The organism is Hymenobacter psychrophilus, assembly GCF_900107135.1.
Classification (GTDB): domain Bacteria; phylum Bacteroidota; class Bacteroidia; order Cytophagales; family Hymenobacteraceae; genus Hymenobacter; species Hymenobacter psychrophilus.
Genome location: NZ_FNOV01000005.1, coordinates 103,343 through 130,004, shown reverse-complemented (window position 1 = coordinate 130,004; position 26,662 = coordinate 103,343). Strand labels below are relative to the sequence as shown.

Annotated in this window: 22 protein-coding genes and 1 pseudogene; 12 read left to right on the top strand and 11 right to left on the bottom strand. The window is 61.1% G+C overall.

What is annotated here, in order from left to right; all coding sequences use genetic code 11:
• Position 1: 1 nt before the first annotated feature.
• The gene (locus tag BLW21_RS08960) at positions 2 to 1,066 is read left to right on the top strand and encodes a DUF6687 family protein (protein WP_092739149.1); all 1,065 of its coding nucleotides are present in this window, start codon (positions 2 to 4) and stop codon (positions 1,064 to 1,066) included.
• A gap of 183 nt (positions 1,067 to 1,249) precedes the next feature.
• Here the strand turns inward: BLW21_RS08960 and BLW21_RS08955 are convergent, their stop codons facing one another.
• Positions 1,250 to 4,687: an AAA family ATPase gene (locus BLW21_RS08955; RefSeq protein WP_092739147.1), complete on the bottom strand. Its 3,438-nt coding sequence runs from the start codon at positions 4,685 to 4,687 to the stop codon at positions 1,250 to 1,252.
• Positions 4,688 to 4,843: 156 nt separating this feature from the next.
• Between BLW21_RS08955 and BLW21_RS08950 the strand changes: the two genes are divergently transcribed.
• The 5 genes from BLW21_RS08950 (at position 4,844) to BLW21_RS08930 (ending at position 9,538) form a co-directional block, all read left to right on the top strand.
• Entirely contained in the window at positions 4,844 to 5,380 is a 537-nt protein-coding gene (locus BLW21_RS08950; protein WP_217633850.1) for a nuclear transport factor 2 family protein, read from the top strand.
• Positions 5,381 to 5,442: 62 nt separating this feature from the next.
• On the top strand, positions 5,443 to 5,823 hold the full coding sequence (locus BLW21_RS08945) for a hypothetical protein (RefSeq protein ID WP_092739145.1): 381 nt from the start codon (positions 5,443 to 5,445) through the stop codon (positions 5,821 to 5,823).
• A 66-nt stretch (positions 5,824 to 5,889) separates the two neighbouring features.
• Positions 5,890 to 8,184: a GH92 family glycosyl hydrolase gene (locus BLW21_RS08940; protein ID WP_092739535.1), complete on the top strand. Its 2,295-nt coding sequence runs from the start codon at positions 5,890 to 5,892 to the stop codon at positions 8,182 to 8,184.
• Positions 8,185 to 8,222: 38 nt separating this feature from the next.
• Positions 8,223 to 9,230 carry a YaaC family protein gene (locus BLW21_RS08935; RefSeq protein ID WP_092739143.1) on the top strand — a complete coding sequence of 336 codons (1,008 nt, stop codon included), beginning with the start codon at positions 8,223 to 8,225 and terminating at the stop codon, positions 9,228 to 9,230.
• A 125-nt stretch (positions 9,231 to 9,355) separates the two neighbouring features.
• On the top strand, positions 9,356 to 9,538 hold the full coding sequence (locus BLW21_RS08930) for a hypothetical protein (protein WP_092739141.1): 183 nt from the start codon (positions 9,356 to 9,358) through the stop codon (positions 9,536 to 9,538).
• Positions 9,539 to 9,716: 178 nt separating this feature from the next.
• Here the strand turns inward: BLW21_RS08930 and nhaA are convergent, their stop codons facing one another.
• From nhaA to BLW21_RS08905, 5 genes are all read right to left on the bottom strand, one after another.
• Positions 9,717 to 11,054 carry a Na+/H+ antiporter NhaA gene (gene nhaA / locus BLW21_RS08925; RefSeq protein ID WP_092739139.1) on the bottom strand — a complete coding sequence of 446 codons (1,338 nt, stop codon included), beginning with the start codon at positions 11,052 to 11,054 and terminating at the stop codon, positions 9,717 to 9,719.
• A gap of 147 nt (positions 11,055 to 11,201) precedes the next feature.
• A complete protein-coding gene (gene sbcD / locus BLW21_RS08920; RefSeq protein ID WP_092739137.1) occupies positions 11,202 to 12,440 on the bottom strand; it encodes an exonuclease subunit SbcD in 1,239 nt (412 codons plus the stop codon).
• An 88-nt stretch (positions 12,441 to 12,528) separates the two neighbouring features.
• Positions 12,529 to 12,891 carry a DUF6970 domain-containing protein gene (locus tag BLW21_RS08915; protein ID WP_092739135.1) on the bottom strand — a complete coding sequence of 121 codons (363 nt, stop codon included), beginning with the start codon at positions 12,889 to 12,891 and terminating at the stop codon, positions 12,529 to 12,531.
• Between the two features lie 96 nt (positions 12,892 to 12,987).
• Positions 12,988 to 14,361 (bottom strand): MBL fold metallo-hydrolase, encoded by a 1,374-nt coding sequence (locus BLW21_RS08910; protein ID WP_092739133.1) that lies wholly within the window; start codon positions 14,359 to 14,361, stop codon positions 12,988 to 12,990.
• A gap of 216 nt (positions 14,362 to 14,577) precedes the next feature.
• Positions 14,578 to 14,988 carry a hypothetical protein gene (locus tag BLW21_RS08905; protein WP_092739131.1) on the bottom strand — a complete coding sequence of 137 codons (411 nt, stop codon included), beginning with the start codon at positions 14,986 to 14,988 and terminating at the stop codon, positions 14,578 to 14,580.
• Positions 14,989 to 15,190: 202 nt separating this feature from the next.
• Between BLW21_RS08905 and BLW21_RS08900 the strand changes: the two genes are divergently transcribed.
• Positions 15,191 to 16,672, top strand: a complete 1,482-nt coding sequence (locus BLW21_RS08900; protein ID WP_092739129.1) for an amino acid permease — start codon at positions 15,191 to 15,193, stop codon at positions 16,670 to 16,672.
• Positions 16,673 to 16,811: 139 nt separating this feature from the next.
• On the opposite strand, the gene BLW21_RS08895 is transcribed toward BLW21_RS08900, so the two are convergent.
• Positions 16,812 to 17,021, bottom strand: coding sequence for a hypervirulence associated TUDOR domain-containing protein (locus tag BLW21_RS08895; protein WP_092739127.1), 210 nt, complete (start codon positions 17,019 to 17,021; stop codon positions 16,812 to 16,814).
• Between the two features lie 184 nt (positions 17,022 to 17,205).
• Here BLW21_RS08895 and BLW21_RS08890 point away from each other — a divergent pair, with 184 nt between their 5' ends.
• From BLW21_RS08890 to BLW21_RS08880, 5 genes and pseudogenes are all read left to right on the top strand, one after another.
• Positions 17,206 to 17,874 (top strand): response regulator, encoded by a 669-nt coding sequence (locus tag BLW21_RS08890; protein ID WP_092739125.1) that lies wholly within the window; start codon positions 17,206 to 17,208, stop codon positions 17,872 to 17,874.
• Positions 17,875 to 18,287: 413 nt separating this feature from the next.
• Positions 18,288 to 18,479: a hypothetical protein gene (locus BLW21_RS21105; protein ID WP_139255140.1), complete on the top strand. Its 192-nt coding sequence runs from the start codon at positions 18,288 to 18,290 to the stop codon at positions 18,477 to 18,479.
• A gap of 160 nt (positions 18,480 to 18,639) precedes the next feature.
• Complete coding sequence (locus BLW21_RS08885; RefSeq protein WP_092739123.1) at positions 18,640 to 20,697, top strand: RICIN domain-containing protein; 2,058 nt, start codon at positions 18,640 to 18,642, stop codon at positions 20,695 to 20,697.
• 357 nt (positions 20,698 to 21,054) lie between these two features.
• Positions 21,055 to 21,183, top strand: a pseudogene (locus tag BLW21_RS22125) (hypothetical protein); the annotation flags it as partial.
• A 197-nt stretch (positions 21,184 to 21,380) separates the two neighbouring features.
• The gene (locus tag BLW21_RS08880; RefSeq protein ID WP_092739121.1) at positions 21,381 to 21,659 is read left to right on the top strand and encodes a hypothetical protein; all 279 of its coding nucleotides are present in this window, start codon (positions 21,381 to 21,383) and stop codon (positions 21,657 to 21,659) included.
• Positions 21,660 to 21,773: 114 nt separating this feature from the next.
• On the opposite strand, the gene BLW21_RS08875 is transcribed toward BLW21_RS08880, so the two are convergent.
• The 4 genes from BLW21_RS08875 to BLW21_RS08860 form a co-directional block, all read right to left on the bottom strand.
• Positions 21,774 to 22,880, bottom strand: a complete 1,107-nt coding sequence (locus BLW21_RS08875) for a hypothetical protein (RefSeq protein WP_245711851.1) — start codon at positions 22,878 to 22,880, stop codon at positions 21,774 to 21,776.
• 110 nt (positions 22,881 to 22,990) lie between these two features.
• Positions 22,991 to 24,649: an NAD(P)-binding protein gene (locus tag BLW21_RS08870; protein ID WP_092739119.1), complete on the bottom strand. Its 1,659-nt coding sequence runs from the start codon at positions 24,647 to 24,649 to the stop codon at positions 22,991 to 22,993.
• A gap of 200 nt (positions 24,650 to 24,849) precedes the next feature.
• Positions 24,850 to 26,442 carry a polyamine aminopropyltransferase gene (locus BLW21_RS08865; protein ID WP_092739117.1) on the bottom strand — a complete coding sequence of 531 codons (1,593 nt, stop codon included), beginning with the start codon at positions 26,440 to 26,442 and terminating at the stop codon, positions 24,850 to 24,852.
• Positions 26,435 to 26,650: a DUF350 domain-containing protein gene (locus tag BLW21_RS08860; protein WP_092739115.1), complete on the bottom strand. Its 216-nt coding sequence runs from the start codon at positions 26,648 to 26,650 to the stop codon at positions 26,435 to 26,437. Before BLW21_RS08860 ends, BLW21_RS08865 begins: the two co-directional genes overlap by 8 nt.
• Between the last annotated feature and the right edge of the window lie 12 nt (positions 26,651 to 26,662).

Here is a 26,662-nt window from a genome sequence, read left to right as displayed (position 1 = left end):
TTTGGTCAGATACTTCGTCCCCTTTCAGCAGCTGCGCCGGCAGCCAACCATTGTAGTGGATAGCACGGGGCTGGGTGCGGTGCTCACGCTGGCGCACTGGCGCGGGGCCGCTACGCCCGCAGCCCTGCGCGACGATACCAGTGCCGGCTCGGCCCTGCGGGCCCTGCACGCACCCGCTACCCCAGGTTTGCAAGTCCTCGCCGTAACGGCCAACCACTTCGATATCGATGGTTTCGTGGGCGTGTGGGCATTGCTGAACCCAGCGCTGGCGCTGCGCCACGAAACGCTATTGCGCCTCGTGGCTGTGCTCGGCGACTTCCGCGAAATCGACTGGCAGCACCCACTCGCCGACCAGGCTCTGCAATTGGTTTGCTGGCTGAATGCCGAGGAGAGGGACCGGTTCTACGAGCCCTTCGGGGCTCCGGCCCGGCGCCGCCGCGAGGATGAGGCGTCGGCCGAGAAGTTCGCCTGGTTTCTGCCCCGTTTCGCCGAGCTGCTGGAAAATCCTGCCGCGGGCCGCACCGTCTGGGAACCGGAATTTGCACGGGTGAAAGCAGCCGTGGCCGTTCTGCAAAGCCCCGCTACCACCGTGCGCCGTTACCCCAAAATCGGCCTGACTGTGGTGCGCACACCCGAGCCGCTGCCCTACTACGCCCTGTTCAGCCCCAGCAGCGGTACCGATCTGGTGCTGAGCCTCTACGACGGGCAGCGTTACGAATTCGAGTACAAGTACACCACCTGGATCGACCTGGAAAGCCGTCCTACGCTGCCCCGCCTGCCCCTCGATGGCCTCGCCGCCCGCCTCAACGCCCTGGAGCAAACGCCCCGCCGCTGGACCCACGACGGCATCACCGACACCGGCCCGCTGCTGCGCCTGAGTGGCCGCACTCTCAGCAAAGCCCAACGCTACGCCGACCCCGACCAACGCCCGATTTACGCTTCCTCCATTGCGCCCGCCGAGCTGGAGCGGGAGGTAGTGGCGTTTTTTGCGGCCGGATACGCCGACATTAAGCCCCGGCGGTACTGGAGCTGGGCGGAAATCCGGGCGGCGGGCGGTGCCGTTTAGCAGACCGTCATGCTGAGCTTGCCGAAGCATCTCTGCCGCTTCGTTCTGGTGGTTCACCTCACCCCCCCGGCCCCCTATCCGGAAAAGGAGAGGGGGAGCCAAGCGACAGGTTTAGTACAGTGGTAGAGAGGCTTCGACTGCGCGGACGCCAGATCAAGCATGACTGTCTTTTACACCGGGCTTCTATAATGCCCCATCGAATCCTAGCACCTGCAGGGAGCTGATGCCGCCGGCGCCTTTGCGAACGTTGATTTGGGTGCCGACGCGCTCCTTGAGGGCTTCAACGTGCGAGATGATGCCGATGGTTTTGCCGGTTCCTTGCAGCATTTCGAGGGCCGAGAGGGCCACGTCGAGCGTGTCGGGGTCGAGGGTGCCGAAGCCTTCGTCGATGAAGAGCGTGTCGATCTGGGTTTTGCGGCCGGCTAGTTCCGAGAGGCCCAGCGCCAGCGCCAGGCTCACGAGGAAGCTTTCCCCGCCCGAGAGCGAGTTCATGGAGCGCGTGGCCCCGGCCTGGTAGTCATCCTGAATGAGCAGGTCGAGGTGCTGGTCGGGGTTGCGCAGAATGCGGTAGCGGTCGGTGAAGCGGTGCAGGTGGCGGTTGGCTAGGTCTACGAGGCGGGCCAGGGTGAGGCCCTGGGCGAATTCGCTGAATTTCTTGCCGTCGGCCGAGCCGATGAGCTCGGCCAAGTGGCGCCAGCGCAGGGCCTGCTGCTGCTGGTTTTCGAGGGCGGCGGCCAGGGTGGCGTGGCGCTCCTGGCCGTTGCGGTGGGTGTTGAGGCGCTCCTGCCGCTGACCTAATTGTTGGTTGAGGGCGGCCAGCTGCTCGTTGGCGGCGCTCAATTGCTGGGCCGTGTGCTCGGGCGCGTCGGTGGTGAGGGCGCGGGTGGCCTGCTCCTCGAACTGGGTCGTAGTTTCGGTGAGCACCCGGGCCGCCAGATCCGAGTCCTGCTCGTGGCGGCGGAGCTGCGTTTGCAACGTGGCGGCTTCGGTTTCGGGCAGCAGCAAGGCGGGCAGCGCGGCCGGGTCGGGAGCCAGGCCGGCCGCTTGCAGGGCCGCGACCAAAGCGGCGTGCCGCTCCTGGTGGGCCAGCTGCTGGGTGGCGGTGTCGTGCTCGCGCTGGCGCAGTTGGTCGGTAGCCACGGTCAGGGCCGTGTCGTGCTGCTGAAACTGCTGGTCGGCCTGCTGGCGGAGCTGGTCGGCGGCGCGGGCCGCCTGCTCCAGTTGCCGGCGCACTTGGGCTACATCGGTTTCGGGCAGTAGTGCGTGGCGTTCGGCCTGCTGGTGCTTGAGGGCCGCGTGCTGGTCTACCAGTCCCTGCTTGTTGGCTTTGAGCCAGCTGCGGGCCTCAAGCTCATCCCGCTCGAGCTTGCCGATGAGCGCCTGCCCTACTTCGGCCTGCTCGTTGGCCTTGTTGAACTCCGCCTGGCGGGTTTTGTACTCGGCTTCCAAAACCCGGAGCCGGGTTTGCATGGCAGCCCCATTTTCGCCGGTAAAGGCAAGGTCGAAGTTGCTTAACAGGCTTTCCAGCTGGCTTTTGAGGGCGGGAAGCTGCTCGCGCACATCGCGAAGCTGGTGCTGGGCTTCCTGCAAATCCTGCTGCACGCTAACCTGAGCGCGCTGGGCGGCCTGCTGCTCCGCGAGGGCCTGGGCGAGTTGCTTTTCTGCGCTGGCGCGCTGCTGATCCAGGTCTTTGAGCTGCTGGACCAGCGCCCGGCTTTCGGCTGGCACGGCTTCCTCGCGGGCCGGCGTCACGAGCTGCAACGGGGCGTCGGGGGCTACCCGGCTGGCGTCGCCGCCGGCGTTTTCGAGCAGGTTGAGGAAGGTGTTCAGGCGGTTGACGCGGGCATTGAGGGCGTGGGCTTCCTGGGTGAGGCTTTCCACATGGGCCTGTTCCTGGGCCAGCCGGGCATCATCAAGGCCGAGTACGCCGGCCGCATAAGGGTGCTCCAGGGCTCCGCAAAGCGGGCAGGGGGCGTGGGGTTTCAGGTGTTGCCGGGCTTCCTCGTGGCTCAGAATCAGCTGCCGGGCCTGCACGAGTTGGCGCTGGGTTTCGCGGTGCGCCTCTTTTTCGGCCAGTTCCCGGCGCAGGGTCTGCACATGGTGATGAAGCAGCCGCAGCCGCTCGTCGCGGGTGGCGGCCAGCAGCCGGGCTTCCCGTTCGTGGGCGTCGAGGTGCTGGCGGGCGAGGCGACCGGCCGTGGCGGCTTGCTCCTCCTGCTGCCGGGCCTCGCGCAAGCGGGTGTCGAGCGTCGCGACGCGGGTGGTCAGCTGCCCGTCCTCGGTGCGCAGTCGGTCCCAGTCCTGCACGTTGCTCGTGAAGTCGGCGAAAACGTCTATCATCTCGGCCCGGCGACTGTGCTGGCGCAGCCATTCCGCCGTGGTTGCGAGCTGCTCCCGGGCCTGGCCGGTGCGGGTTTCCGTCGTTTGCCGCTCCTGTGTCAGCTGCTTGCACTCCTCGTTGCGCTGTTTGTAGGCCGTGGTCTTCTCGTCGAGCTGCTGTAGTTGCTGCGTAATAGCTTGGTCGAGTCGCTCTGCGGCCCGTAGGTCGGGCTCCCGGGTTTCGCGGACTTCGGTGGCGGCTTCGTGGGTTTGGCGGGCGGCGGTGCGGGCGGTATCGGCGGCGGTGCGCTGGGCCTGCAGGCGGGGGAGTTGCTCGCGGAGCCGGTTGGTTTCGGTTTGCAGCCTGGTCAGCTGGGTTTCGGCCTGGCCCAGCAGGGCGAGGTCGGGGGCGAAGGGTTGGGCCTGCTGATGCCAGGCGAGGCGCTGGCGCAGGGGCGCGAGGGTTTCGGCCTGGGCCGCGAGCTGCTGCTGGCGCTGCCGGGTAGTCAGCAGCTTCTGCTGCAAGTCCTGGAGCTGGCGGTGCCACTGCTGGGCCTCACGCAGCTGCTCCTGGCGGGCAGTGGCTTCGGTCAGCTGCCGGCTCAGGTCCTGGGTTTCCCCTTCCAGAAACGCCACCTCCTCCGCCGACAGCAGGGCCACGCCGCTCAGGCCCTGGCGTAGCTGCTCGACCTGCTGCGTTTCGTGCTTGGCCCGCTCGAAGGCGGCCCGCGAGATGTCGGAATACTTTTTGGTGTCGGTAATCTTTTCCAGCAGCTGGGCCCGCTCGCCGGCCGGGGCCTTCAGAAACCGCGTGAAGTCGCCCTGGGCCAGCAGCACCGAGCGCAGAAACTGCTTGTACTCGAGGCCGCTCAGGGCGGCCACTTTGGCGGGGACCTTCGATTTATAGGTTTCTACAAACTCCCAGGTTACCGTTCCGTCCTCGGACTGTTTCCGCTCGCTAAGTTCCATTTTGGAGTCCTGCAACGGGTTTTCAGCCTTGCGGCGGCCCCGGTGCTGGCCCCACTTGCTGCGGTACTGCTGGCCATTCACCTCAAACTCCACTTCGGCCCAGCTCTCGCCCGTGCCGTGGCTCATCACGTGCTCGGGGCCAGTCGTTTCGTGGCGGGGCACCTGCCCGTAGAGGGCCAGCGTAATGGCGTCGAGGATGGTGGTTTTGCCCGCCCCGGTGGCCCCCGTAATGGCAAACAAACCCGCGTCGGCCAGCGGCGAAAGGCTGAAATCCACGGAATGCTCGCCGCGCAGGGAGTTAAGGTTGAAGAAGCGGACGCGGAGGATTTTCATGCGGGGTGAGTAGGGCGGGAAGGAGGCGCTGCAAAGGTAAGACGTTCGGGCGGGCGCAGTGGCCGTTTGCCTCAGCACGCGGCGAATCCGATTTTGCGGGCCGGGCAGCAAAAGCCCGGCAGCGGGCAAGTGTTTCCGAATTCCTTTCTTTGAGGTATGCCCAGCAACTCTCGCTTACCAATCAGGAGCCGCTACTTCAGCCGCATTGGCAACTTGCTGACAATGCTGGTCTTGGCCGGAAGCAGCGCCTGCACCACGGTAAAATCGCTGCCCCCGGTGCAGGCAGCCGCGAAACCGCCCGTTTCGCCGGAGCTGTACCGCACCATTGCCCGGCTCGACAGCGCGATGTTCGTGGCCTTCAACCAGCACGACGCCGACAAGCTGCAAACCTACTTCGCCGAAGACCTGGAGTTCTATCACGACAAAGGCGGCGTGTCCGACTTCCGGCAGACGATGGATGCTTTCCGCCGCATGTTCGAACAGAACAAAACCACCGGCCTCAACCGCCAGCTCGTGCCCGGCACCCTGGAAGTATTTCCCATCAAGGACTACGGGGCCGTGGAAACTTACGAGCACCGTTTCTGCCACGTCGAAAACGGCAAGGACGACTGCGGCACTTTCAAAAACATGATGGTGTGGCGGCTGAAAGACGGCCGTTGGCAGATAACGCGGGTGGTGAGTTATGGGCATTGAGGGGTAGCGTAAGGATTACGACTCGTTCAATAGATTCAAAATGAAGTTCGAAACCTCTTTTTATGAAGCGCTATACTGTAAGACAAAAGGAATTTTTGAGTAATCTAGAGAAAGCGACCGGTGAATTAATTGCTGCTGAAGAAAATGACTTGTCACCAATGTTTCAGATAGTGTTAATGGAGGAGTCAGGTAGAAGCAAAAGCTCTATTGATGACGTGATGGAGTATGGTATTTTTAGAAATAATAACTTCTCAGAGAAGACTATGACTAAATATGAAGTAGTCGAGCTACTCACGGCACCTAATGACAAATTCCCTTTATGGATTAAGATTAGACTGGATGTAAGAGGCATAATTGAATTGACAGTAAGCAAACGATTTAGGACTTTTCGAGAGCTACATAATCGGGAAACCGGTCATCCGCCATTCGTGCTGTGGGCCTGAACATGTAGTGTGCTTCTCCTCATAATTCAGTTTGCACCATCAGTGCTATTCTGCCCCTTCAAAACCGTGAAGCTCCCATTCCTTGGCGCCCTCCTCGCCACTACCGCCACCACCCTGGCCCAAACTATTGGCCCCACCGAAAACCTGGTGCGGTACGCGCATCCGCTGGTGGGCACCCAGCGGATGGGGCACACGTTTCCGGGGGCCACGATGCCGTTTGGCATGGTGCAGCTCTCCCCCGATACCGACACCATCAGCTACGAGCAAAACGGCAAGTACAACCCCAAGGTGTACGAATACTGCGCCGGCTACCAGTACAAGGACCAAACCATCGTCGGCTTCTCGCACACCCACTTCAGCGGCACCGGCCACTCCGATTTGGGCGACTTCCTGATCATGCCCACCACCGGGCCGCTGCAGCTCAACCCCGGCACCGCCGACCAGCCCGAAAAGGGCTTCCGCTCGCGCTTCTCGCACCAGACCGAAGTGGCCGAGCCGGCCTACTACAAGGTGCAGCTCCAGGACCACGATATCCGGGCCGAGCTAACGGCCACCACCCGCGTGGGTATGCACCGCTACACGTTTCCGCAAGCCGAGCAGGCCCACATCATCCTCGACCTCACGGCCGGCATCTATAACTACCCCGATAAAAACGTCTGGACTTTTGTGCGGGTGGAGAACGACTCGCTGGTAACCGGCTACCGCCAGACCAACGGCTGGGCCCGCACCCGTACCGAGTATTTCGCGCTCCAGTTCTCGAAGCCCTTCAAAAGCTACGGGGCCCGCAACTACGCCAAAAAACAGGCCTATCGGGGCTTCTGGGGCCGCTTCGATCAGAACCATAACTTCCCCGAGCAGGCCGGTGAGCAGCTGCGCATGTACTTCGATTTCTCGACCCAGGCCGGCGAGAAAATCAAGCTGAAAATGGCGCTTTCGGGCGTGAGCACGGCCGGGGCGCTGGCCAACCTGCGGGCCGAAGCGCCGGGCTGGGATTTTGACGCCGTGAAGCGCGCCGGCCAGGCGCAGTGGCAGCAGGAGCTGAGCCGCATCGTGGTGGAGTCGCCCAACAAAATAGACAAGGACAACTTCTACACGGCCCTCTACCACGCCTTCCTGAGCCCCACCGTGTACCAGGACGTGGACGGCCAGTACCGGGGCCTCGACCAGAACATTCACCGCGCCGAGGGCTTCACCAATTACACCACCTTTTCGCTCTGGGATACCTACCGGGCCCTGCACCCGCTGCTGAACCTCATTCAGCCCGCCCGCGACGCCGATATGATTCAATCCATGCTGGCCCACTTCGACCAGAGCACCCTGCACATGCTGCCCGTCTGGAGCCACTACGCCAACGAGAACTGGTGCATGATTGGCTACCACGCCGTGCCCGTTATTGCCGACGCCATTGTGAAGGGCAACGCGCCCTTCGATGCCAACAAGGCCCTCGACGCCTGCGTGACCACCGCCCGCCAGCAGTGGTACGACGGCCTGGGCGACTACATCCAGCTGGGCTACGTGCCTGAGGATAAAAGCGGCTCGTCGGTGTCGAAAACCCTGGAATACGCCTTCGACGACTGGTGCATCGCCCAGGCCGCCCGCACGCTGGGCCGCGCCGATATCGAGCAGGAGTTCAGCCAGCGCGCCCGGAACTGGCAGAACGTATACGACCAGCGCATCGGCTTCATGCGCCCGCGCCTGTCCGACGGCAGCTTCCGGAAGGAGTTCGACGTGCTGAGCACCCACAACCAGGGCTTTATTGAGGGCAACGCCTGGAACTACAGCCTCTACGTGCCCCAGGACCCCGCCGGCCTCATCGCCCGCATGGGCGGCAGCCAGCGCTTCGTCGGGCACCTCGATTCGCTGTTCACCATGGACCTGCCCGATAAGTTCTTCGCCGAAACCGAGGACATTACCCGCGACGGTATCATCGGCAACTACGTGCACGGCAACGAGCCCGCCCACCACGCCGCCTACCTCTACAACTGGACCGACCAGCCCTGGAAAACCCAGCAGCGGGTGCGCCAGATTCTGCCTAAAATGTACCGCCCCACCCCCGACGGCCTCGGCGGCAACGACGACTGCGGCCAGATGAGCGCCTGGTACGTCTTCTCGGCCTTGGGCTTCTACCCCGTCGCGCCCGCCTCGCCCGAGTACGCCCTGGGCAGCCCCGCCATCCACGGAGCCACGCTCCGGCTGGAGAATGGCAAAACCTTCCGCATCCGGGTCAAAAACCAAAGCGCTAAAAACGTCTACGTCAAGGAAGCCCGCCTCAACGGGAAGCTGCTGACGCGGCCGTTTTTGAGCCACCAGGCTATCGTGGATGGGGGGGAGTTGGTGTTTACGATGGCGGGGAAACCGTGAGGAAGTAAAATATATTTGTAACCGTTTTTTTTCTTACTATGAATAATATCTGGCATTTTCTGAGAGATTTTGAGAGTAAGGAATTAATAAAGAGGTACGTAAAGAATAGATTTGAATATAGTATTAACACATCAAAAGCTCACGAAATAGCTTCTGCCTTTGCACAGGCAAGGGAGTATTTCGTTTCTTATGAAAAAGCAGATATTTCTGTAAAGCCTTTACTTCAATACTATGGTGTCATTGCCCTAAGTAGAGGACTTGTGCTGATTCTGAATAAAGATTCAAGAGAAAATAATATAGTGCCATCACATGGATTAAAGATAAAAAATTGGAACGAAGTTTCTCATTCAGGTAAATTAGAAGATATTGTACTTAAAACATCGAAGGGCACATTTATTGAATTGATTCATGCAACAAATAACTTGTCATATTTTAGAGTTGGTAGTAGTGGAATAGGGTGGAAGATTAAATATGGTATTCCTGAAAATGAAATTGAGGTTCTGTTGAAGGACATCATCTATTGTTTTCCTGACCTCAGTCAATCAATTGATACTTGGTTAGATATTAGTATTCCATCTATTCAATTTGAAAAATCTAAATCAGAGGAAGGAATTGTTGAGATGGAGTTCAGGTATTGGGGAAGCAGTGATGTTATACATACTATTTTTCCTGTCGAAAAATTCGATGACCTTGATATCAAAGTCAATGAAGTAGATTCAAAAGCAGTTGTTAGATTTAAGAATAATAGGTTTATTACTATATCTCAGAAATGGGTAAGTGCCTTTCGTAATATAGGTGACCCTTATGTGAGTCCCTTATTTAAGAATGATGTTTTTATAAATGATATATCTAAGATGTATTCTATATCTTTTGTATTAGGAACTATATCGAGGTATTACCCTGCAACCTGGGGAAATATAAACAAGGGAATTGCAAATGATAGTATTTTGCCGTTTGCTATTAATATGATGGATTTTATTCAGGATAAATACCCTAGAATAGTTATGGATTTCATCAAAGCTCCTTATGAATTTGAAAAAAAATGAAATAGGATAATAAAGTACATTGTAGTTATCGTTTCACCCTCCCCCCATGAAACCCCTCCCCACCCTCGGTCCTGCTCATCACCCTTACCGCCGCCCACGCCCAAACCGGCCCCGTTAAGGTAGAAGTGCAGCGCACCACGGGCCGCTACGAGCTGCGGCGGGGCGGGCAGCCGTATTTTATCAAGGGCGCGGGCGGGGGGCAGTTTCCCGAGCGGGTGCGGGCCTACGGCGGCAACTCTCTGCGCACCTGGAGCACCCAGGGGGCCGATAAGGTGCTGGCCGAAGCCATCCAAGACATTACCGATTAACTTCTAGCCTGACGTTATGCGGTAGCCCCAGCGGGGCGGCATATCAGCAGAAAATTTGTTCCGGAGACGCGAAAAGCCCCAGCGGGGCGGCACAATGGCTTCAACCAGTTGTGTCGCCCCGCTGGGGCTTTGGTATGCATGGCTAGTATCGAGCTACCGATATGCCGCCCCGCTGGGGCTAGCGCGTAACGTCGACGCTAACTACTTCCTCCGGCAATGGCATGGTGCGCAGCAGCAGGAAGCCCAAGGTGCCGGAGATGAACGAGGCGGTGAGGATGGCCAGCTTGGCTACTGGTTCGCCGGCAGAATGCTCGCCCAGGGCCAGTAGCGTGATAAACAGCGACATGGTGAAGCCGATGCCGCCCAGCAGGCCCGCGCCCCAGATGTGCCGCCACGTAACGCCGGCCGGCAGCGAGGCCCAGCCCAGCCGGATGCTCAGCCAGCTCATCGCCCCAATGCCCAGCGGCTTGCCTACCGTGAGGCCCAGAATAATGCCCAGGCCCAGCGGCGTGAGCAGCTCGCGGAATACGGAGGCGTCGATGGGCAGGCTGGTATTGGCGAAGGCAAACAGCGGGATGATGACGAAGGCCACCACCGAGTGCAGCCGCTGCTCCAGCTTCTGAGCCGGCGAGCTGATGTCGTCGGAAAGGTATTCCAATTCCTCACTAATAATGCGCGGGTTGGCATCGGCACCATGTACTTCGTCCTGCAGCATACTCAGGCGGCTGTTGAGCATGAGCAACAGATCGGGCTTGGCCAGCCCGATGCGCGAAGGAATGGTGAGGGCCAGCATTACGCCGGCCAGCGTGGCGTGCACCCCCGACTCATGCATGAAAAACCACAACAGCACGCCCAGCGGCAGATACACCACCAGGCTGCGGATGCCGAGAAAGTTCAGGTTCATCAGCAGTGCCCACACGCCCAGTGCCAGGTACAGGTAGTTGAGGTGCAGGTTGGTGGTGTAGTAGCCGGCAATTACCAGCACGGCGCCCAGGTCGTCGACAATGGCCAGGGCCGTGAGAAATATTTTGAGCCCCAGCGGCACGCGCGGTCCCAGCAGCTGCAGCACGGCCAGCGCAAAGGCAATGTCGGTGGCCATCGGAATGCCCCAGGCATTGGCGGCGGGTTGGCCCCGGTTGATGAGGAAATACACCAGTGCCGGCACTATCATGCCGCCAATGGCCGCCGCAATGGGCAGCGTAGCCTGCCGCCGGTCCGAAAGCTCGCCCTCCAGCAACTCCCGCTTGATTTCGAGGCCCACGATGAGGAAGAAGATGCTCATCAGCCCGTCGTTGATCCAGTGCAGCAAGCTCAGGTCGAGGCCGTAGCCGTTGAGCGAGAAGTTCAGGTGCTTGTCCCAGAGACCCGGGAAAAGCTGGGCCGGCCCCCAGTTGATGTTAGCCAGTATCAGGGCCAGCACGGCACTCACCATCAGCATGATGCCACCGGCCGCTTCGCGCCGAAAAAATTCGGCAAAGGGGCGCACCAGCGGACGAACGATTTTAGATACAGCCATAGAAACCAGCAGAGGAGAAATACATGGCGCCGGAAGCAGAAAAGCATCGCGGGCCCGTAATAGGAGGGTAGGGCGCAGTTACTGTGTCCTGGGTGCCACCGCCAAAGATACGAGTCTCGCCATAGCCGGCCGCCACAAAGCCACCTCCTACAGGCTTTCCAGCAGCTCGTCGAAGGTGCGCAGTAGTTCGGTGCGGGCCTCGGCGGGCTCGGCTGCCAGGCGCTGCTCGAATACCTCCCGGGCCGTGAAATCGTGCAGGCTGCGGGTGAGGCTGGCGGCGCTTTCGTCGTCGGCGGCGGCCGTGCCCAGCTGGCGCAGGGTTAGCAGGCGCAGGTGGCGCCGGGCCAGCACCACCAGCTGCTGCCGGTCGAGGGCCTCAATTACCTTCAGGAGCGCCTCCGCTACTTCCAGTTGGCTCAGCTCCGAGTGTACCTGCACATCGGCCCAGGCGGGCAGCGCGTAGCCGGCGTTGTCGTAGGCTTCGAGGGCGGCGGCAACTTCTTCCAGGGTGCCATGAAACCGCACCAGGCGCCGTGCTCCCGGCACTACAAGGCTCCGCAGCTCCGCCAGTTTGCCGGCCGCGAAGTTCACCAGCAGTACCTCCTTGCCCTGATCAACTTCCGAAAACGACAGCGCAATGGGCGAGCCCGAATAGCGGATATGCTCCCGCCCGCCCACGCGCTGGGGCCGGTGCAGGTGGCCCAGCGCCACGTAATCGAAAATGGCCGGGAAATGGTCGGCCGTTACCTGGCCCAGGTTGCCCACATGAATGGTGCGCTCCGAATCGGAGGGAGCGGCCCCGGCGGCGTACAGGTGGCCGGTGGCCAGTACGGGCAGCCCCAGTGCCTTCAGCTGCCACACCTGCTCCACCTCGGCCACGCGGGCGTAATGGTCGGCGAGGCCCTGTTTGATGCGGGCCTCGCGCTCCTCGGCACTCTCGCCCGGCACAGAAAGGCGCACGTCCCGGTCGCGCAGAAACGGCACGGCGCACACCACCAGCCCGGGCCGGCCGCTGGCATCATCGAGCACCAAAATCTGCTCCTCGAAGCACTCGGGCACGCAGCCCACCACGTGCACCCGCAAATGGCGCAGCAGCCGGGCCGGGGCATTCAGGGTGGCCGGCGAGTCGTGGTTGCCGCCCACTACTACCACGTCGCGGCAGCCGGTCTGGCGCAGCTTCAGCAGGAAATCGTAGTACAGCTCCAGGGCCTGGTTGGAAGGCGAGCCGGTATCGAAAATGTCGCCGGCTACCACCAGCACCTCAACCTGCTCGGCCTGAATTGTGGCCACCAGCCAGTTGAGGAAGTGACGATGCTCCTCGGTCCGCTCGTGTCCCTGAATAAACCGCTGGCCCAGGTGCCAGTCGGCGGTATGAAGAATGCGCATGACTACGAAGGTACTCCGGCACCCGCACAAACCCGGCGTATCTGGCCCACGAGCCGACCCGCCGGGTTTGTGCGGGTGCCGTTACGCGCTACTGCTGCCAGAGGGTACGCTGGAGTTCGGCCTTCTCAAAAGATTCCCCATTGACTTGATTGATACCCGCAAGACCACCCAACATACCAATCCGCTGGCAGTTGGCATCAAGCACGTCCGCCGATGCGTCGGCCAAACAATTACCCATATCGAAGACATATACCAGCCGCTCTTGGAAGCGGTATTCCTTTACGCTGGCGCCTATCGTAGGCGTGCTGGTTTTGCAGGAGCTGCCCTTGGCGAATTGCTGCACCTTCTCCGTGATACAGCTGCTGCTGCCAGGCTCTACAGATTCTTGGGTGTCGTCGCAGGAGCCCAGACCGAGCGTGCCTAAGGTCAGTAATAGTAAAAAACGTTTCATGGTATGGGTATAAAAAGGAAGAGTATCAGAGCCAATGCGACTCTGATACTCAGATACTCTACCATGAAGAAAGGTTGCAGAGTTGCGCCCCAGAATTTATGCGGACTGCGGCCGAAACGAGGTAACGGCCTCACTTAAATCGTACACGGCCACGCCCGGTAAAGCAGCCTGCACAATGCTGGCGCCGGCCGCCGAGCGGTAGCCGCCGGCACAGTGTACTAGTACGGGTTTACCAGTCGGAATCTCGGCGGTTCGTTCGCGCAACTCGGGTAGCGGAATATTCAGGGCCCCGGCAAACAGTGGCTCTTTGGCCTCCGAGCGGTTGCGAATATCGACGATGGTAAACTCCTCGGGGTGCTGGCGTACGCGCTCCACGTCGGGCGTAGAGTTGCTTACGGGTAGCTCGCGGGGCGTGAGCAGGGCGCCTTTGATGTTGGTTTCGTAGCCGATTTTGGCCGCCTTGCGGATAATGGTGTCGAGGGCAATCTGCGAGTCGGCCAGCAGGTAAAACGGCTCGTCAGGACCCACAATCGAACCCAGCCAGGTTTCAAACTTGCCCCCGTCCATCAGGTTAAGCGCCCCGGGCAGGTGGCCGGTGCGGAACTCCTCGGCCGGCCGGGTATCGATCAGCAGCACGTTGGGCTCCATTTCGTCGTCCGAGCGCAGGCGCGGTACCGTCCGAATGCTGTCTTCGAAAGGCGCGGCACCCTGCTTGTTCAGCAGCACATTGTGGCCGAAGTATTTAGGCATGAAGGGCTGGTCTTCGAGCAGAACCTTCACGAAATCCTCCTGGCTCATGGTTTGGAGGGCATAGTTGGTCTTGATTTCCCTGCCAATCGTGCTGTCGAGGTCGGGGCTGGTGGTTTTGCCGCACAGCGAGCCGGGCCCGTGGGCCGGGTACACCCGGGTCGAGGCGGGCAGCGTCATCAGCTTCTGGCGGGTGCTCTGGTAGAGCTGGGCCGCCAGCGACTCGCGGCTGTGCCCGCCCACGGCGTCGGACTCGCGCAAATCGGGCCGGCCCACGTCGCCCACAAACAGCGTGTCGCCGGTGAACACGGCCCGGGTCTGGGCCAGCTCATCCATCAGCAGCACACTAATAGAGTCGGGCGAGTGGCCGGGCGTGTTCAGGGCGTGCAGCTCGACGCTGCCCACTGCAATGCGTTGGCCGTCGTCGAAGCCCTGGTGGGAGTAGCTGACCTGGGCCAGCTGGCTGACGTAGATGGGGGCACCGGTTTCTTCCGCTATTTCGAGGTGCGAACTAACAAAATCGGCGTGCGGATGGGTTTCAATAATGGCCACGATGCGGGCCTCGTGCTCGTCGGCGAAGTCGTAGTAGGGCTGCGGGTCGCGGGCCGGGTCGATGAGGGCAATCTGGCCTTCGCTGCGGATGGCGTAGCTCGCGTGGGCCAGGCCTTTATCGTAAAACTGCTGAATTTGTACCGAGCCGGTACTACTGGGCAGAGGACTCATGGGGTGTTGGGTGTGGTGAAACGTGCCCCGGGCCGTCGGGCGGCCATCGGAAAGGAGGCATACTTTCAAATATACGCAAGCCAACTACTCCGCGCCGCAAAAGTTGCTGCCCCGGCGGCCCGGCCCACTGCTAAGCAACGGGTTGTAGCCCCCAAAAAAAAGCCACGAACCAAGTGGTTCGGGGCTTTCTCAGAAGAAGGCCGAAAGCGGCAAAGACTACCCTTTGGTCTTCATTTTCATTTTGCGGCTGCCCTGGTTGTCGGCGCGCTCCTCGCGGCGCTGGCTGTATTGAGTGTACTGGTCGGCCGTGAGGATGCCCTTGAGCTGGGTATCGTACTTGTCGCGCATGGTTTGCATGGTCTGGCGCATGGCCGTCCGGTCGCCGCCGGCTTGCATCTGGCCGCGCATGGTGGTCATTTCTTCGCGGCGGGCCTTTTCCATCGTCACAACCTGGGTGCGCTGGTCGGCCGAAAGGCTGAGCTGCTTGGTAAGGCGGTCGGCCTGCTGTTCGGGCGTAGCCTGCTCCATGCGGCCGTTGGCAGCCGGCGGTCTGGCGTTGGTAGTCTGAGCAGTGGCCGTACCGGCGGTCAGGGCTGCGGCGGCTAGTATGATGAGCAACTTTTTCATATTGGAAGGGTCTGTGAACTTGGTTTACGGCCGATAGACGCCGGCCCAGCAAGGAGGTTTAATCGGGGGTGATTTTTTGCCCGTTTGGTCCGGTTTGGGCCTTGCAAAACGGATTATCACCTATATTGGGCCACCCGAACGGGCTTTTGGGCTCTGTTGTAACTTCTTCTCACCTTTTCATTTCCTTAATTCCCCTTCTTCTATGGCAGACATTTTCGCCAGAAAATCGCTCGATAAACTCATGAATGAGGCCGACGAGGGCGAAGGCGGCGGGCTGAACCGGACCCTAACGGCGACCAACCTTACCCTGCTCGGGGTGGGAGCCATTATCGGAGCCGGTATTTTCGTGCTCACGGGTACCGCGGCGGCCAACGCGGCCGGCCCGGCCATCGTCCTCTCCTTTATTATCGCCGGTCTGGGTTGCCTGTTTGCGGGCCTATGCTACGCCGAGTTCGCCTCCATGATTCCGATTGCCGGCTCGGCCTACACCTACGGCTATGCCACGCTGGGCGAGTTCGTGGCCTGGATTATCGGTTGGGACCTGATTCTGGAATACCTGTTCGGCGCCGCCACGGTGGCCGTGGGCTGGAGCGGAAACGTGGTCAGCATCCTGCATAAATCGGGCATCGACCTACCCGCGGCTATTGCCAGCGCCCCCGTGAGCTACGACGGCGGCGAGTTTGCCCTGACCGGCGCCGTCATCAACCTGCCCGCCGTGCTGCTGATTGGCGTCATGACGACGCTGCTCGTTATCGGTATTCAGGAGTCGGCCCGCTTCAACAACGTCATCGTGTTCATCAAAGTAGCCATTGTGCTGCTCGTTATTGGCTTCGGCTTCAAATACGTGAACACGGCCAACTGGGAGCCCTTTATCCCACAGGTCGAAATTCTGCCCGACGGCAGTTCGCGCTACGGCTGGCAGGGTATTGTGCGCGGCGCGGCCGTGGTATTCTTCTCCTACATCGGTTTCGATGCCGTGAGTACCGCCGCCCAGGAGGCTAAAAACCCCCAGCGCGATATGCCCATCGGTATGCTACTCTCGCTGGCTATCTGTACGCTGCTTTACGTGCTGATGGCGCTGGTGCTCACCGGCCTCACCTCGTACAAAAACCTCAACGTACCCGATCCGGTACTTGTGGCCCTGGCTGCTGCCGGCCCCGCCCTCAAGTGGCTGTATTTCTTCACCGGCATCGGGGCCATTGCCGGCCTCGCCTCGGTAGTGCTCGTGATGCTGATGGGGCAGCCCCGCATTTTCTTCGCCATGTCGCGCGACGGACTGTTGCCGGCCATCTTCGGCAAAGTGCACCCCAAGTTCCAGACGCCCTACGTGACCACCATCTTCACGGGGATAGTTGCCGCCATCGTGGCCGGCATTCTGCCCGTGGGCCTGCTGGGTGAGTTGGTGAGCATCGGGACGTTGTTTGCCTTTATCATTGTGTGCGCCGGCGTTATCGTCATGCGTCGCCGCGACCCCGATGTGGTACGGCCTTTCAAAACACCCTTCGTACCGACTGTGCCCATCCTGGGTATCCTCATCTGTGGCTACATGATGTTCAACCTGCCCTGGGACACCTGGTTGCGCCTCATCATCTGGATGGCCATCGGCGTGGCTATCTACTACTTCTACGGCCGTCACAACAGTAAGCTCAACCGCGAACGGGAGGCCGAAGGAATCAGTGGATAAAAACGATTAGTGGTCAGTGAACCGCCAATTGTAACAGCGTAAGTGAAGGACCTTATCCGGTTAGAACGACAATCGTCATCACGATGCGTTTTAGCCAGATAAGGTCCTTCGCTTTGTCCGGAATAGCGTTATTCACTATTCACTTCGCCTCCGATACTTCGCTTTTCAGCTTGAGCACTTTGTCGCCGTTTTCCTGCACAATAAGGTAGGCGGGGTTGTTGGGGGTGCCGTGGCGCGTGATTTCGGAACCCTTCAGCTTACGGATGATTGTTTCCTTGTGGGTTTCCTCAATTTTGCCGGTGGCCGTGCCAGTGCCGTACTTCCAGCTTACTTGGGTGCCTTTGCGCATGGGTGAAAGGGAATTGAATCGGGTGAGAAAAAGATGAAAAGGAGCAGACCATGGTTCTACTGCTAATGCCCGGGTTGCGTTGCCGCCGAGCCGGTCCGCCGCGGTTGGCCCCGCCCAGGTTTACGTATCTTTCCTGTCAGATAGGCTTTGTGGATGATTCTGAGGTAGATTTTATCGTGTTTCTATGCCTGCTTCATCCGTACCCGATACTAGTATTGACTTGCTGCTGGTGGATGACCACCCCATGATAGTGGAAGGTATCCGTCAGATGTTGTTGCCCGAAACCGACCTGCGGGTGGTAGCCCAGGCCAACAGCGGGAAGCAGGCGCTGGAACTACTGGCTACCCACCCCGGCCTTGACGTTGTACTGCTCGATCTGAGCATGCCCGGTATGAGCGGTGTGGAGCTGGCCTGCGCCATCCGCGACAACTGGCCGGCAATACGGGTGCTGGCCCTGAGCATGTTTCACGACCACGCCACTGTGGCTGAAGTGCTGGAAGCCGGCGGGGCCGGCTACGTGCTGAAAACGGCCAGCCGCGCCGAACTGAGTCTGGCTATCCGGCAGGTGGCTGCCGGCCGCACTTACTTTAGCCAGGATGTGGCCGATACGCTGCTGCAGAACCGGCAGATTACGAGTAGCCTAGAGGCGGCCGACCAGCCGGCCATTACCCGGCGCGAGCGGGAAATTCTGCAGCTCATTGCCCGCGAGCACTCCAACCTGGAAATTGCTGAGGCCCTGTTTATCAGCGAGCGAACCGTGGAAACTCACCGGCGCAACCTGCTGGCAAAAACCAAATGCAAGTCAATGGTAGGCCTGATTCAATACGCCATTCGCCACAACCTGCTTTCGTAGCGGCCAAACTGCCCGCAACCTAGCTCTGCTCCGCGGCTGTATAACTTCTCAGTGGAAGTTGTACAGCCGCGGAGCAGGGCTTTGCTATGAATAACAGCGTTAGATGAATGGCATTGCTGGCAGGTAGGTAGCGGTAGCAACCTACCTGCGCCCGACTTTGGGACAGAGAGGGAGTAGAGAAAACCGGGTAGGTACGACACTTACCCTACGTGCTACCACGTATTTTTTGATATAATGACGGGTTAGTTTAGATTTTACCAATAAAAAATATACCTTAGCATCATTCAATTGAATAAGGCTATTGTCATGTTTGGCGAATGTCTTACCATAACCGCTACCTGCAGGCGGGGGTATTCCCAACCCGACGAAAACAACCCCAAGCAACCTTCCCCTCATTCCAAATGCCAGCCGCTATGTCGTCGAAAATTCTCTCCTTCATCTGCCACGTACCTACCATGAGTGCCGGTGCGCATTCCGCTGCCACCGCCACTTCCAGCCGCAAAGCCGCTCCGCGCAAAGCCGAAACTCCGAAGGCCGGCGGACATTTCGCGGCTATTTATGAGAACGAACGGTTTGTGCGCTTCAAGTACATGCACAACAACTAAAACCAGTCTGTATCAAGCCTGCTGACTCCGCTTCGAGGCGTCCAGCCAGGCAAACCGGCACCGCGTTTCCACCAGGAGGCGCGGTGTTGTGCTATTGGAGGTGCAGGGGAGCAGCCCGGCAATTGGGCTAACTTGCGCCCTCGTTCATCGTTTCGTGTGCATGATTCAGCTTCTGCTTCGCCGGACCGCCTGGCTACTTCTTTCGTTTGTCCTGTTATCCGCCACTGCCCAGGCCCAGCCGGGCAGCCCGCTATTGCCCGATGCCTTGGCCTGGTACGGCGTGGTGGCGCGCAGTAGCGGCCGTTCGCTCGATATCACAAACGCCTCGGCCGAAGCCGGTGCGGCCGCCGTGCAGTGGGAGTTCACCCACGCCGACAGCCAGCAGTGGCGCTTTGTGCCGGCCGCCGCGGGCAGCGAGTTCTTCCGGATTGTGGTTCGCCATACCGGCCAGTGCCTCACCCTCACCAGCCCCGACGAAAACGCGCCCCTCACGCAGCGCCCCTGGGACGGCAGCTTTTACCAGCAGTGGAAATTGGTGCCCTCGGGGCCGCTGGGTAGTTTTATGCTCATCAGCCGGGGCAATGATAAGTGCGCCTCGCTGGCGGCCGCCGACAAGTTCAACGGTACGCCCGTTGTGGGCCAGAAGCCCCAGAACCGCGCCTCGCAGCAGTGGAAGCTGTTTAAGCTGCGCCTGAACGTAGACCCTTCGCTGCCTGGTTTCGGGGTGCCCGAGCCGCTGCTGAGCCTGAACACGCCCGCCGGCAACGAGCTGCAGCCCGTAGTGTCGCCTGATGGCAACACGCTGTATTTCAGCCGCACCCGCTACGCCGGCAACACCGAAGGCGTCACCGAATCGGGCGACATCTGGGTGAGTACCTCGGCCAATAATGGTCGCACCTGGGCCCCAGCTACCCGCTTCGATGTGCTTAATACCAGCCAGCACAACGGCGTCATGAGCTTGGTCGAAGATGGCAAGGCCCTGATTGTACGAGGTAGTTATGGGCGCGACGGCTCGTTTCAGGATGCGGGCCTGAGCAGAGTGCCACGCAGCATATCGGCCAAAAAGAACCGCCCCCAGGAGGTAGGAGTGGCCAACTATTACACCGCCGGCGCGGCCACGGGCTTTTTCATGAGCCCCGACGAGCAGATATTGTTGTTGAGCTTGGAACGGAGCGACTCGGAGGGAGCCAACGACTTGTACGTGAGCCGGCCCACGCCCAGCGGCCTTTGGACCCAGCCGCTCAATCTGGGCGCCGTTGTCAACTCGCCGGGCTTCGACTTTGCGCCTTGGCTGTCCAATGATGGTAAAACACTCTACTTCAGCTCTTACGGGCATGCCGGCTACGGTGGTTCCGATATTTTCGTGAGCACCCGCCTCGATGATTCCTGGACCAACTGGACCGAACCGCGTAACTTAGGCTACCCCATCAACGGGCCCGGGTTTAATGCCTACCTGAGTTTGTCGGCCGATGAGAAGCAGGCCTTTTTCTCTTCCACGGCCTCTGCCAACGGCCCCGCCGACCTGTTTCGCACCGCCACCGGCGCCAAGCCAGCGGCCCCCGATACAGTGGCCGCCCCGCCGGTTGCCGTAGTAACGCCTACCCAGGCCACGCCCCGGACCTTGCTCACCGGCCGCACGCTCGATGCCAAAACCAGCAAAGCCCTGGCCACCCAGGTGCAGGTAAACCGCCTGGGCAACGACCTGCTGTTCAATGCTACGGCCCGCACCGATGTGGCTCTCGGGGCCTTCCAGATGACGCTGCCACCCGGCCGCTACCGCATCCAGGCTACCCGCGTAGGTTACCTTACGGCCACCGACACTATCACAATGACCGGTTCGCGCACTGTAGAGCTTACCCTGGTGCCGGCCGCCGTAGGCTCCAGCCTGGAGCTGCCCACGCTCATCTTCGCGCAGGGCAAGTACACGCTGCTGCCGGCCTCCTACACCGAACTTAACCGTCTGGCCCGCACCCTCGAGGACAACCCCATGGTGAACATCCGTCTGGAGGGCCACACCGATAACCAGGGTGCGGCCAACCTCAACGTGAAGCTGTCGGAAGAGCGCGTGAACGAGGTGAAACGCTACCTCGTGAGCCGGGGCGTGGCCGAGCGGCGCATCAGCACGATAGGTCTCGGTGGCAGCCGGCCCCGGGCCTCCAATGCCCAGGAAAACACGCGTAAGCTCAACCGCCGCGTCGAGTTTACCATCGTAAAGTAGGCCCTGAACGTGCATGGCTCGGCGTGCTTAGCTATAGCCATGTACGCCGAGCCATTACTGTTACAGCGCACCGTGGGGGCGGCCGTTGGTGAGAACCGGTGGTTGCGGCTGCTGCTACCCTAGCTTTTCTGCACCGCCGCCAGGCCCTGTCGCCCCCGGTGCGGGTGCAACGTTTCCAGCTGCCTGCTATTGATGGCCGGCCGGCTGGTTTTTTGGGGACAGCCTGGTTTTACGAGCCAGCTGTTCGTGACGGCCTTGGTAGAAGACATGGCCAGCGCAGTGCCCAATGAGAAAGTGCTGGGGGCGTTTGCGGGTTACCGCCCGATAAGGCTCCGGCGGTGAAGGCCTGACGGCCGACCCTACCGGGGCAAAGTGGAAAGCGTGCCCGTGCGCCGGCAGCTGGCCCCCGGCCGCTTCGAGTTGCTGCTGGTAGCCGACGACGACGCAGGCGGCTCGACGGCAGTGCTGGCGGAATCTGAGGGCTAACTCTATCAGGCAGAAAAGAAGTACAGGTTGGGTTTTCGAGCTACAGAATACCCCACGCACTACCTTCCTATACAGTCGATAAAAACGCAGGCTGACAGTTAACAACTAAAATGTAACAGCCTGTCATTAGGGGGAATTATCAGGCTGGCCAGGGTGTTTTCGGGGGGTAGTATTCCACCATTTCTTCCCCGATTTCTATGCTGCTTTTGCCCACCCGTTTTATGTATCCTGTGAGTGCCGTGCAGCTGCAGGAGCGGCATGGGTTGCTGCCCGCCGAATTTCTGCCCGTCATCGAGCAACTGCGGCCTTTCCTCGAAAAAGAGCAGGCCTACGGCGAAGTCTGCACCACCACGGCTGAGTCGGCCAAAGGGCGGACGCTGTTGGTTTCCTACCGCAAAAGCTATGCGGCCGAGCAGGGCTTCGTGGTCGAGATTCTGGATATCGAAGTAGTTGCCCCGCTGGCCCGTGCGGCGTAGCTACGGCCGCCATCAACCATCTAATTGCAAGCGCCCGCTCCTTTCGGAAAGCGGGCGCTTGCAGTTGAACCACGCCGCTGTCGGTCTGACAGCTGTCAGCTACTAGCCTAAAATTCAGGAGTTGCGCCGCCAGATGAAGCCATCAAGCACGTAGTGGGTAGCTTGCGGGAGGGCCAGCAGGGGCAGCAGCAGCGCCAGGGCCGCAGAATCGGAGAGGGCGGGCAAGTGCTGAAACCAGCCGAACACAGCCGGGTGCTCCTGCCATATCAGCCCGTCCCAGAGGCCTTCTTCCAGCAGTGCCAGTCCGAAGAGGCTACCCAAAAATAGTAATACGCCATAGCGGCCCTGCCACCAGTTGCGGGTATTACGAGAAGCTGATGGCGAGGACGGCGGCTGACTGCTGGTCCAGACCAAGGCCACGTATGGAATGCCGTGCGCCACTACGTTGAGCAAGGTGAACACCAAGTCGGCATTGAACACTACGATGCCCACGTACCAGGAAGCTGCCGTGCCCAGCAGCAGCAGGTTGCGCGGCCAGTTCAGCTGACGTGTAGCGTACCATTGCCGCGCCTCTTTCAGCAGATATGTTCCCAGCAGCCCGACGTACAACGCCCCCAGCACCAGCCGCCCCGCCGGCCAGTCGTACTGCACGAAGTCGCCCGCCACGAACCAATTGAAATTGCGCGGCCGCGACAGATGCCACCACAGCAGCGGGTAGAGCGTGGCCGCGTAAACCAAAATAGTGTCGAGGTGCCGAGCGGCGGCGGCCGGCTCAAAACGGCTGTAGAGGCGCAGGAAACCATATTGCTGCCGCACGAAGTGGAATACGGCCGCGTAAGCCAGTATTCGCCAGAACCACAGGCCGCCGCCCAGCGCATACACGCCCACTCCGGCAATGTAGCAGCCCAGCGGCACGACCCAGAGCAGCGTCCGGAACCGCTGCCGCCGTGCGGTATCAAAGTAGGTGCGAAACAGGGTGCTGTAGACGTGCGCCACATCGATGAGCACCACCAGCGCCACCCAGGCCCACAGTGGCAGCTGGCCGGAATGGCGCAAAACCGGGGGCAGGGCCGCCACCACGATTAGGGCCAGAAACGGTGACCCCAGAATCCAGAGCCCATCGAAGCCCGCCGAGCGAATCCAGGGCTGGCCAGCAGCGCGGTGCGTTGGCGGCGCGGCAACGAAGCCAGCAGTAGAAGCAGTGGGGGCAACAGGCATCATAGGAGCCGAAAATACAAAAGAGCTTTTCTTAGATAGCACGTACGCAAAAGCGGGCCGTTGGCCTTGTAGCACGAAGCGGGCGCTACGCACTACAAGGCCAACGGCACAGCTCACGAAACACCTGCGCCCCTGGCCGCCAGTACCTGCCGCGCCGCCCGTTGGCCCTGGTAAAACCCTTCCTCAAAAATGGAGATGCCGCTCAGGTCGGTATGGGCGAAGAAGAGCTGGTTTTGCCAGGGCTGGGCGGCGGCGGCACGGGCCGCGCCCCACACAAAACCGGGCGTGGGCGCCACCATGCCGTGGCCCCACACCCATACATCGGCGCGCAAAACCTGGGTTGTGAGGCCCGGGTGGGCGGTTTCCAGCTCGGCCAGGGCCTGGCGCACCCAGTCGTCGTAGCTGGTTTGGTAGGCCTGCCGCCGGGCAGCGTCCGGGCTGACGGCCGATAGTGGCCGGTACCAGGTAACCACCCGCGGGCCGGCATCGGTCAGGCTCAAGCCCTGATGGCCGGCATCCACGTAGCCCACCGAATCGGTGCCGTAGAGTACATTGTCCCAGCTCAGGGGCTGGCCGGGGCCTTGCGGCAGGCCTTCCACGGTGAGGTTGACGACCACCCAGGGCGCGCGATGAACGGGCAACGGGCGGCGGGCGGCGGCGGGCAGCCCGGCCAATAGCCGCTCGGTTATAAAGAGCGGCGTGGCCATAATTACCTGCCGGGCCGTTACGCGAATGGTCTGGCGAGCCGCCACGTCGTAGCAGTCTACGGCCAGGCCGGTGGGCGTTTGATGCAGGGCGAAGGCCACCGTATCGGTCCGGATGGCGGAGTGGGCCTGCTGGCGTAGCTGCTCCACCAGAAAGCCGTTGCCCGCGGGCCAGGTCAGCACGTCGGCGCCGTTGGCGTTGTGGGCGCGGCCCTTGCGGCCGGCAAAGTAGTGCAGCCCCGCCCAGGCCGATACCTGGGCGGCAGTGGCCCCGTAGTCGTCGCGGCAGCTGTAGTCGAGGTACCAGCGCAGGTGCGGGCTGGTGAAGCCCTGCTCGTCGAGCCAATTGGCAAACGGCTGGCTGTCGAGGTGGCGGAACTGCTCGTCGCGGGAAGATTCCTCCACCGGAATCCGGAAGGCGTCGCGCCCATCGGAGCCCACGGTCTGACGCAGTTCGTCAATCAGCGTAAAGAAACGGGCTATCTGGGCTTTTTCGGCCGCTGGCACGCCCAGCTCGGGAACCAGCCCGTTCTGCCAGTGGCCCTGCAGAAAAAGGCGTTCCTCGGGGTCGTGGCAGAGGTAATACTCGTTGTAGACAGGCAGGCCCGAAGCCGCATCGGTGCCGGTAAGTACGCCCGCTTCGCGCAGAAACGCCAGCAGCTCGTGGTTGCGTGGGTCGGGCACGGGCAGGTAGTGGGCGCCCCAGGGGTAGGCCGACACGGCGTTGCGGCCGGCCCGGGAGTTGCCGCCGGGCTGCTCGTCCAGCTCCACCAGCAGCACCTGTTCGGGCCGCAGCCCCTGGCGCTCCAGCTCCCGGCGGGCCGTCAGGCCGGCCACCCCACCGCCCACAATCAGCACGTCTACCACCTCGGTGCGAGTGGGGGCAGGTAGCTGGGCCGGGTCGCGTAGCAGGTGGCCGGTGGTGTGGTTGGCCCCGTGCATACTCCCGCGAATATGGCTGCGGCTGGAACCCGGCGCGCAGGAATGCAGGCCCGCCAGCGGGGCCAGCAGCAGCCCCGCGCCTCCCAGGGCCGCACGTTGCAGAAAATGACGGCGGGAGGAGGGCATGGGGTGGGGTAGTGGCTCAAGGATTTGGTAGAACGATTAACAGAACGGGGTCATGCTGAGCAAAGGCGCAGCCGTAGTCGAAGTATCTCTACTGCAATGGTAACCAAATAGCAGAGTTAGTATTGCAGTAGAGATGGTTCGACTACGGCTCCGCCTTTGCTCAGCATGCCCCCGTTCTGTTATCAGTTCTCCCCAACACCCTAATGCGCATACGGCCCCCAATCCTCCTCGAAATACCGGACCAAGGCCTGGTTGTTGAGCTGGTTGACGTCGGTGGGCACTTCGTTCATATCAGGGGGGAAGAAGCGCATGTCGCGGATGGTGGCGGGCGTAACGTAGCGCAGGCCGGGGGGCAAAGGGCCGGCATCGGGGCGCCAGTGACGGTTGCGGCCCGCTAGGATGAAGCCCCATTCGCCGAACGAAGGTACGTAGGCATGGTAGGGCAGGGTGGTGAAACCGGCGGCTTCCAGCGTGTGCGCCACGCACCAGAACGAGCGGCGGGCCACGTAGGGCGAGGTGCTTTGCACCACCGCCCAGCCGCCGGGGGCCAGCCGCTGCTCCAGGGCCCGGTAAAAGGCCACCGAGTACAGCTTGCCAATGGAGTAGTTGCCCGGGTCGGGAAAATCGACGATGATGCAGTCGTAGCGGCTGGTATCCTGGCGCACCCACTGGTAGGCATCGGCGTTGGTTACGCGCACTTTGGGGTTGAGCAGGGCGCGCTGGTTGAGTTCGAGCAACATCTGGTTGTGCTGAAACAGGTGGGTCATGCCCGCATCGAGGTCTACGAGGTCGATGTGCTGCAGCTGAGGATATTTGAGCAGCTCGCGCACTGCCAGGCCGTCGCCGCCGCCCAGCACCAGCACCCGGCGGGCCTGGGGCAGCGCCTGCATGGCCGGGTGCACCAGGGCCTCGTGGTAGCGGTACTCGTCGGCCGAGCTGAACTGCAGGTTGCCGTTGAGAAACAGGCGAAGCTCGCGCTGATTTTTGGTGAGCACCAGCCGCTGGTAGGGCGTGGTTTTGGTGTAAATCACCTGGTCCTGAAACGCCAGCCCTTCGGTGTAGGCCTGCAGCCGTTCGGCGTAGCCAAAGGCCACGGTCAGGGCCAGCAGCGAGGCCACCAGCGCCCCGCCCAAGGTGCGCCGGAAGGGCCGGGTTTCGGGAAAGCGGTACAGCGCCACCCCGGCCACCACTACGTTTAGGGCCCCGCACAGCAGTGAGGTGCGGATGAGCCCCAGCTGCGGCACCAGCACCAGCGGAAACACCAGCGACGCCAGCAGCGCCCCGATATAATCGAAGGTGAACACCCGCGACACTAGGTCCTTGAACTCGAAGCGGTTTTCCAGAATCCGCATCAGCAGCGGAATCTCCAACCCCACCAGAATGCCCGTGAGGCCCACCAGCCCATACAAAATCAGGCGGAAGGAGCTAACGTGCTCGAACAGCAGAAACAGCAGCGGGGCCGAAAAACCACCCACCAGCCCCACCAGAATTTCGAGCTGAATAAACCAGCGCAGCAGCGAGCCGCCTAGGTAGCGCGACAGCCACGAGCCGATGCCCATCGAGAACAGGTAGGCCCCGATGATGGTGGAGAACTGCATCACCGAGTCGCCGAGCAGGTAGGAGGCCAGGGTGCCGGCAATCAGCTCGTAAATCAGCCCGCAGGTGGCAATCACGAACACCGAGCCCAGCAGCAGCGCCGGGCGGTAGTCGGGCGGGGCAGCAGGGAGGGTAGTAGCCGCAGATGAAGGCCCGGAGGCCGTCCGCCGCACCCGCCGCACGGGTGCTTTATCCATGAATGGCCGAACTGATAATCAGGGACACGGCAATCATAAAGGCCGCTGCCATAATGGCCAGGGCCATGTTGTGCTCCTCGATAATCTCCTTCCAGAGCATGCCCGGCGTGAGTTTATCGATAACAAAAAAGCTGAGCATCAGAATACTAATGCCTATCACCGAGTACAGCACCGACGCGATGATGAGCTTGAAGTTGAGGTATTCCATTTCGGAGAAGTT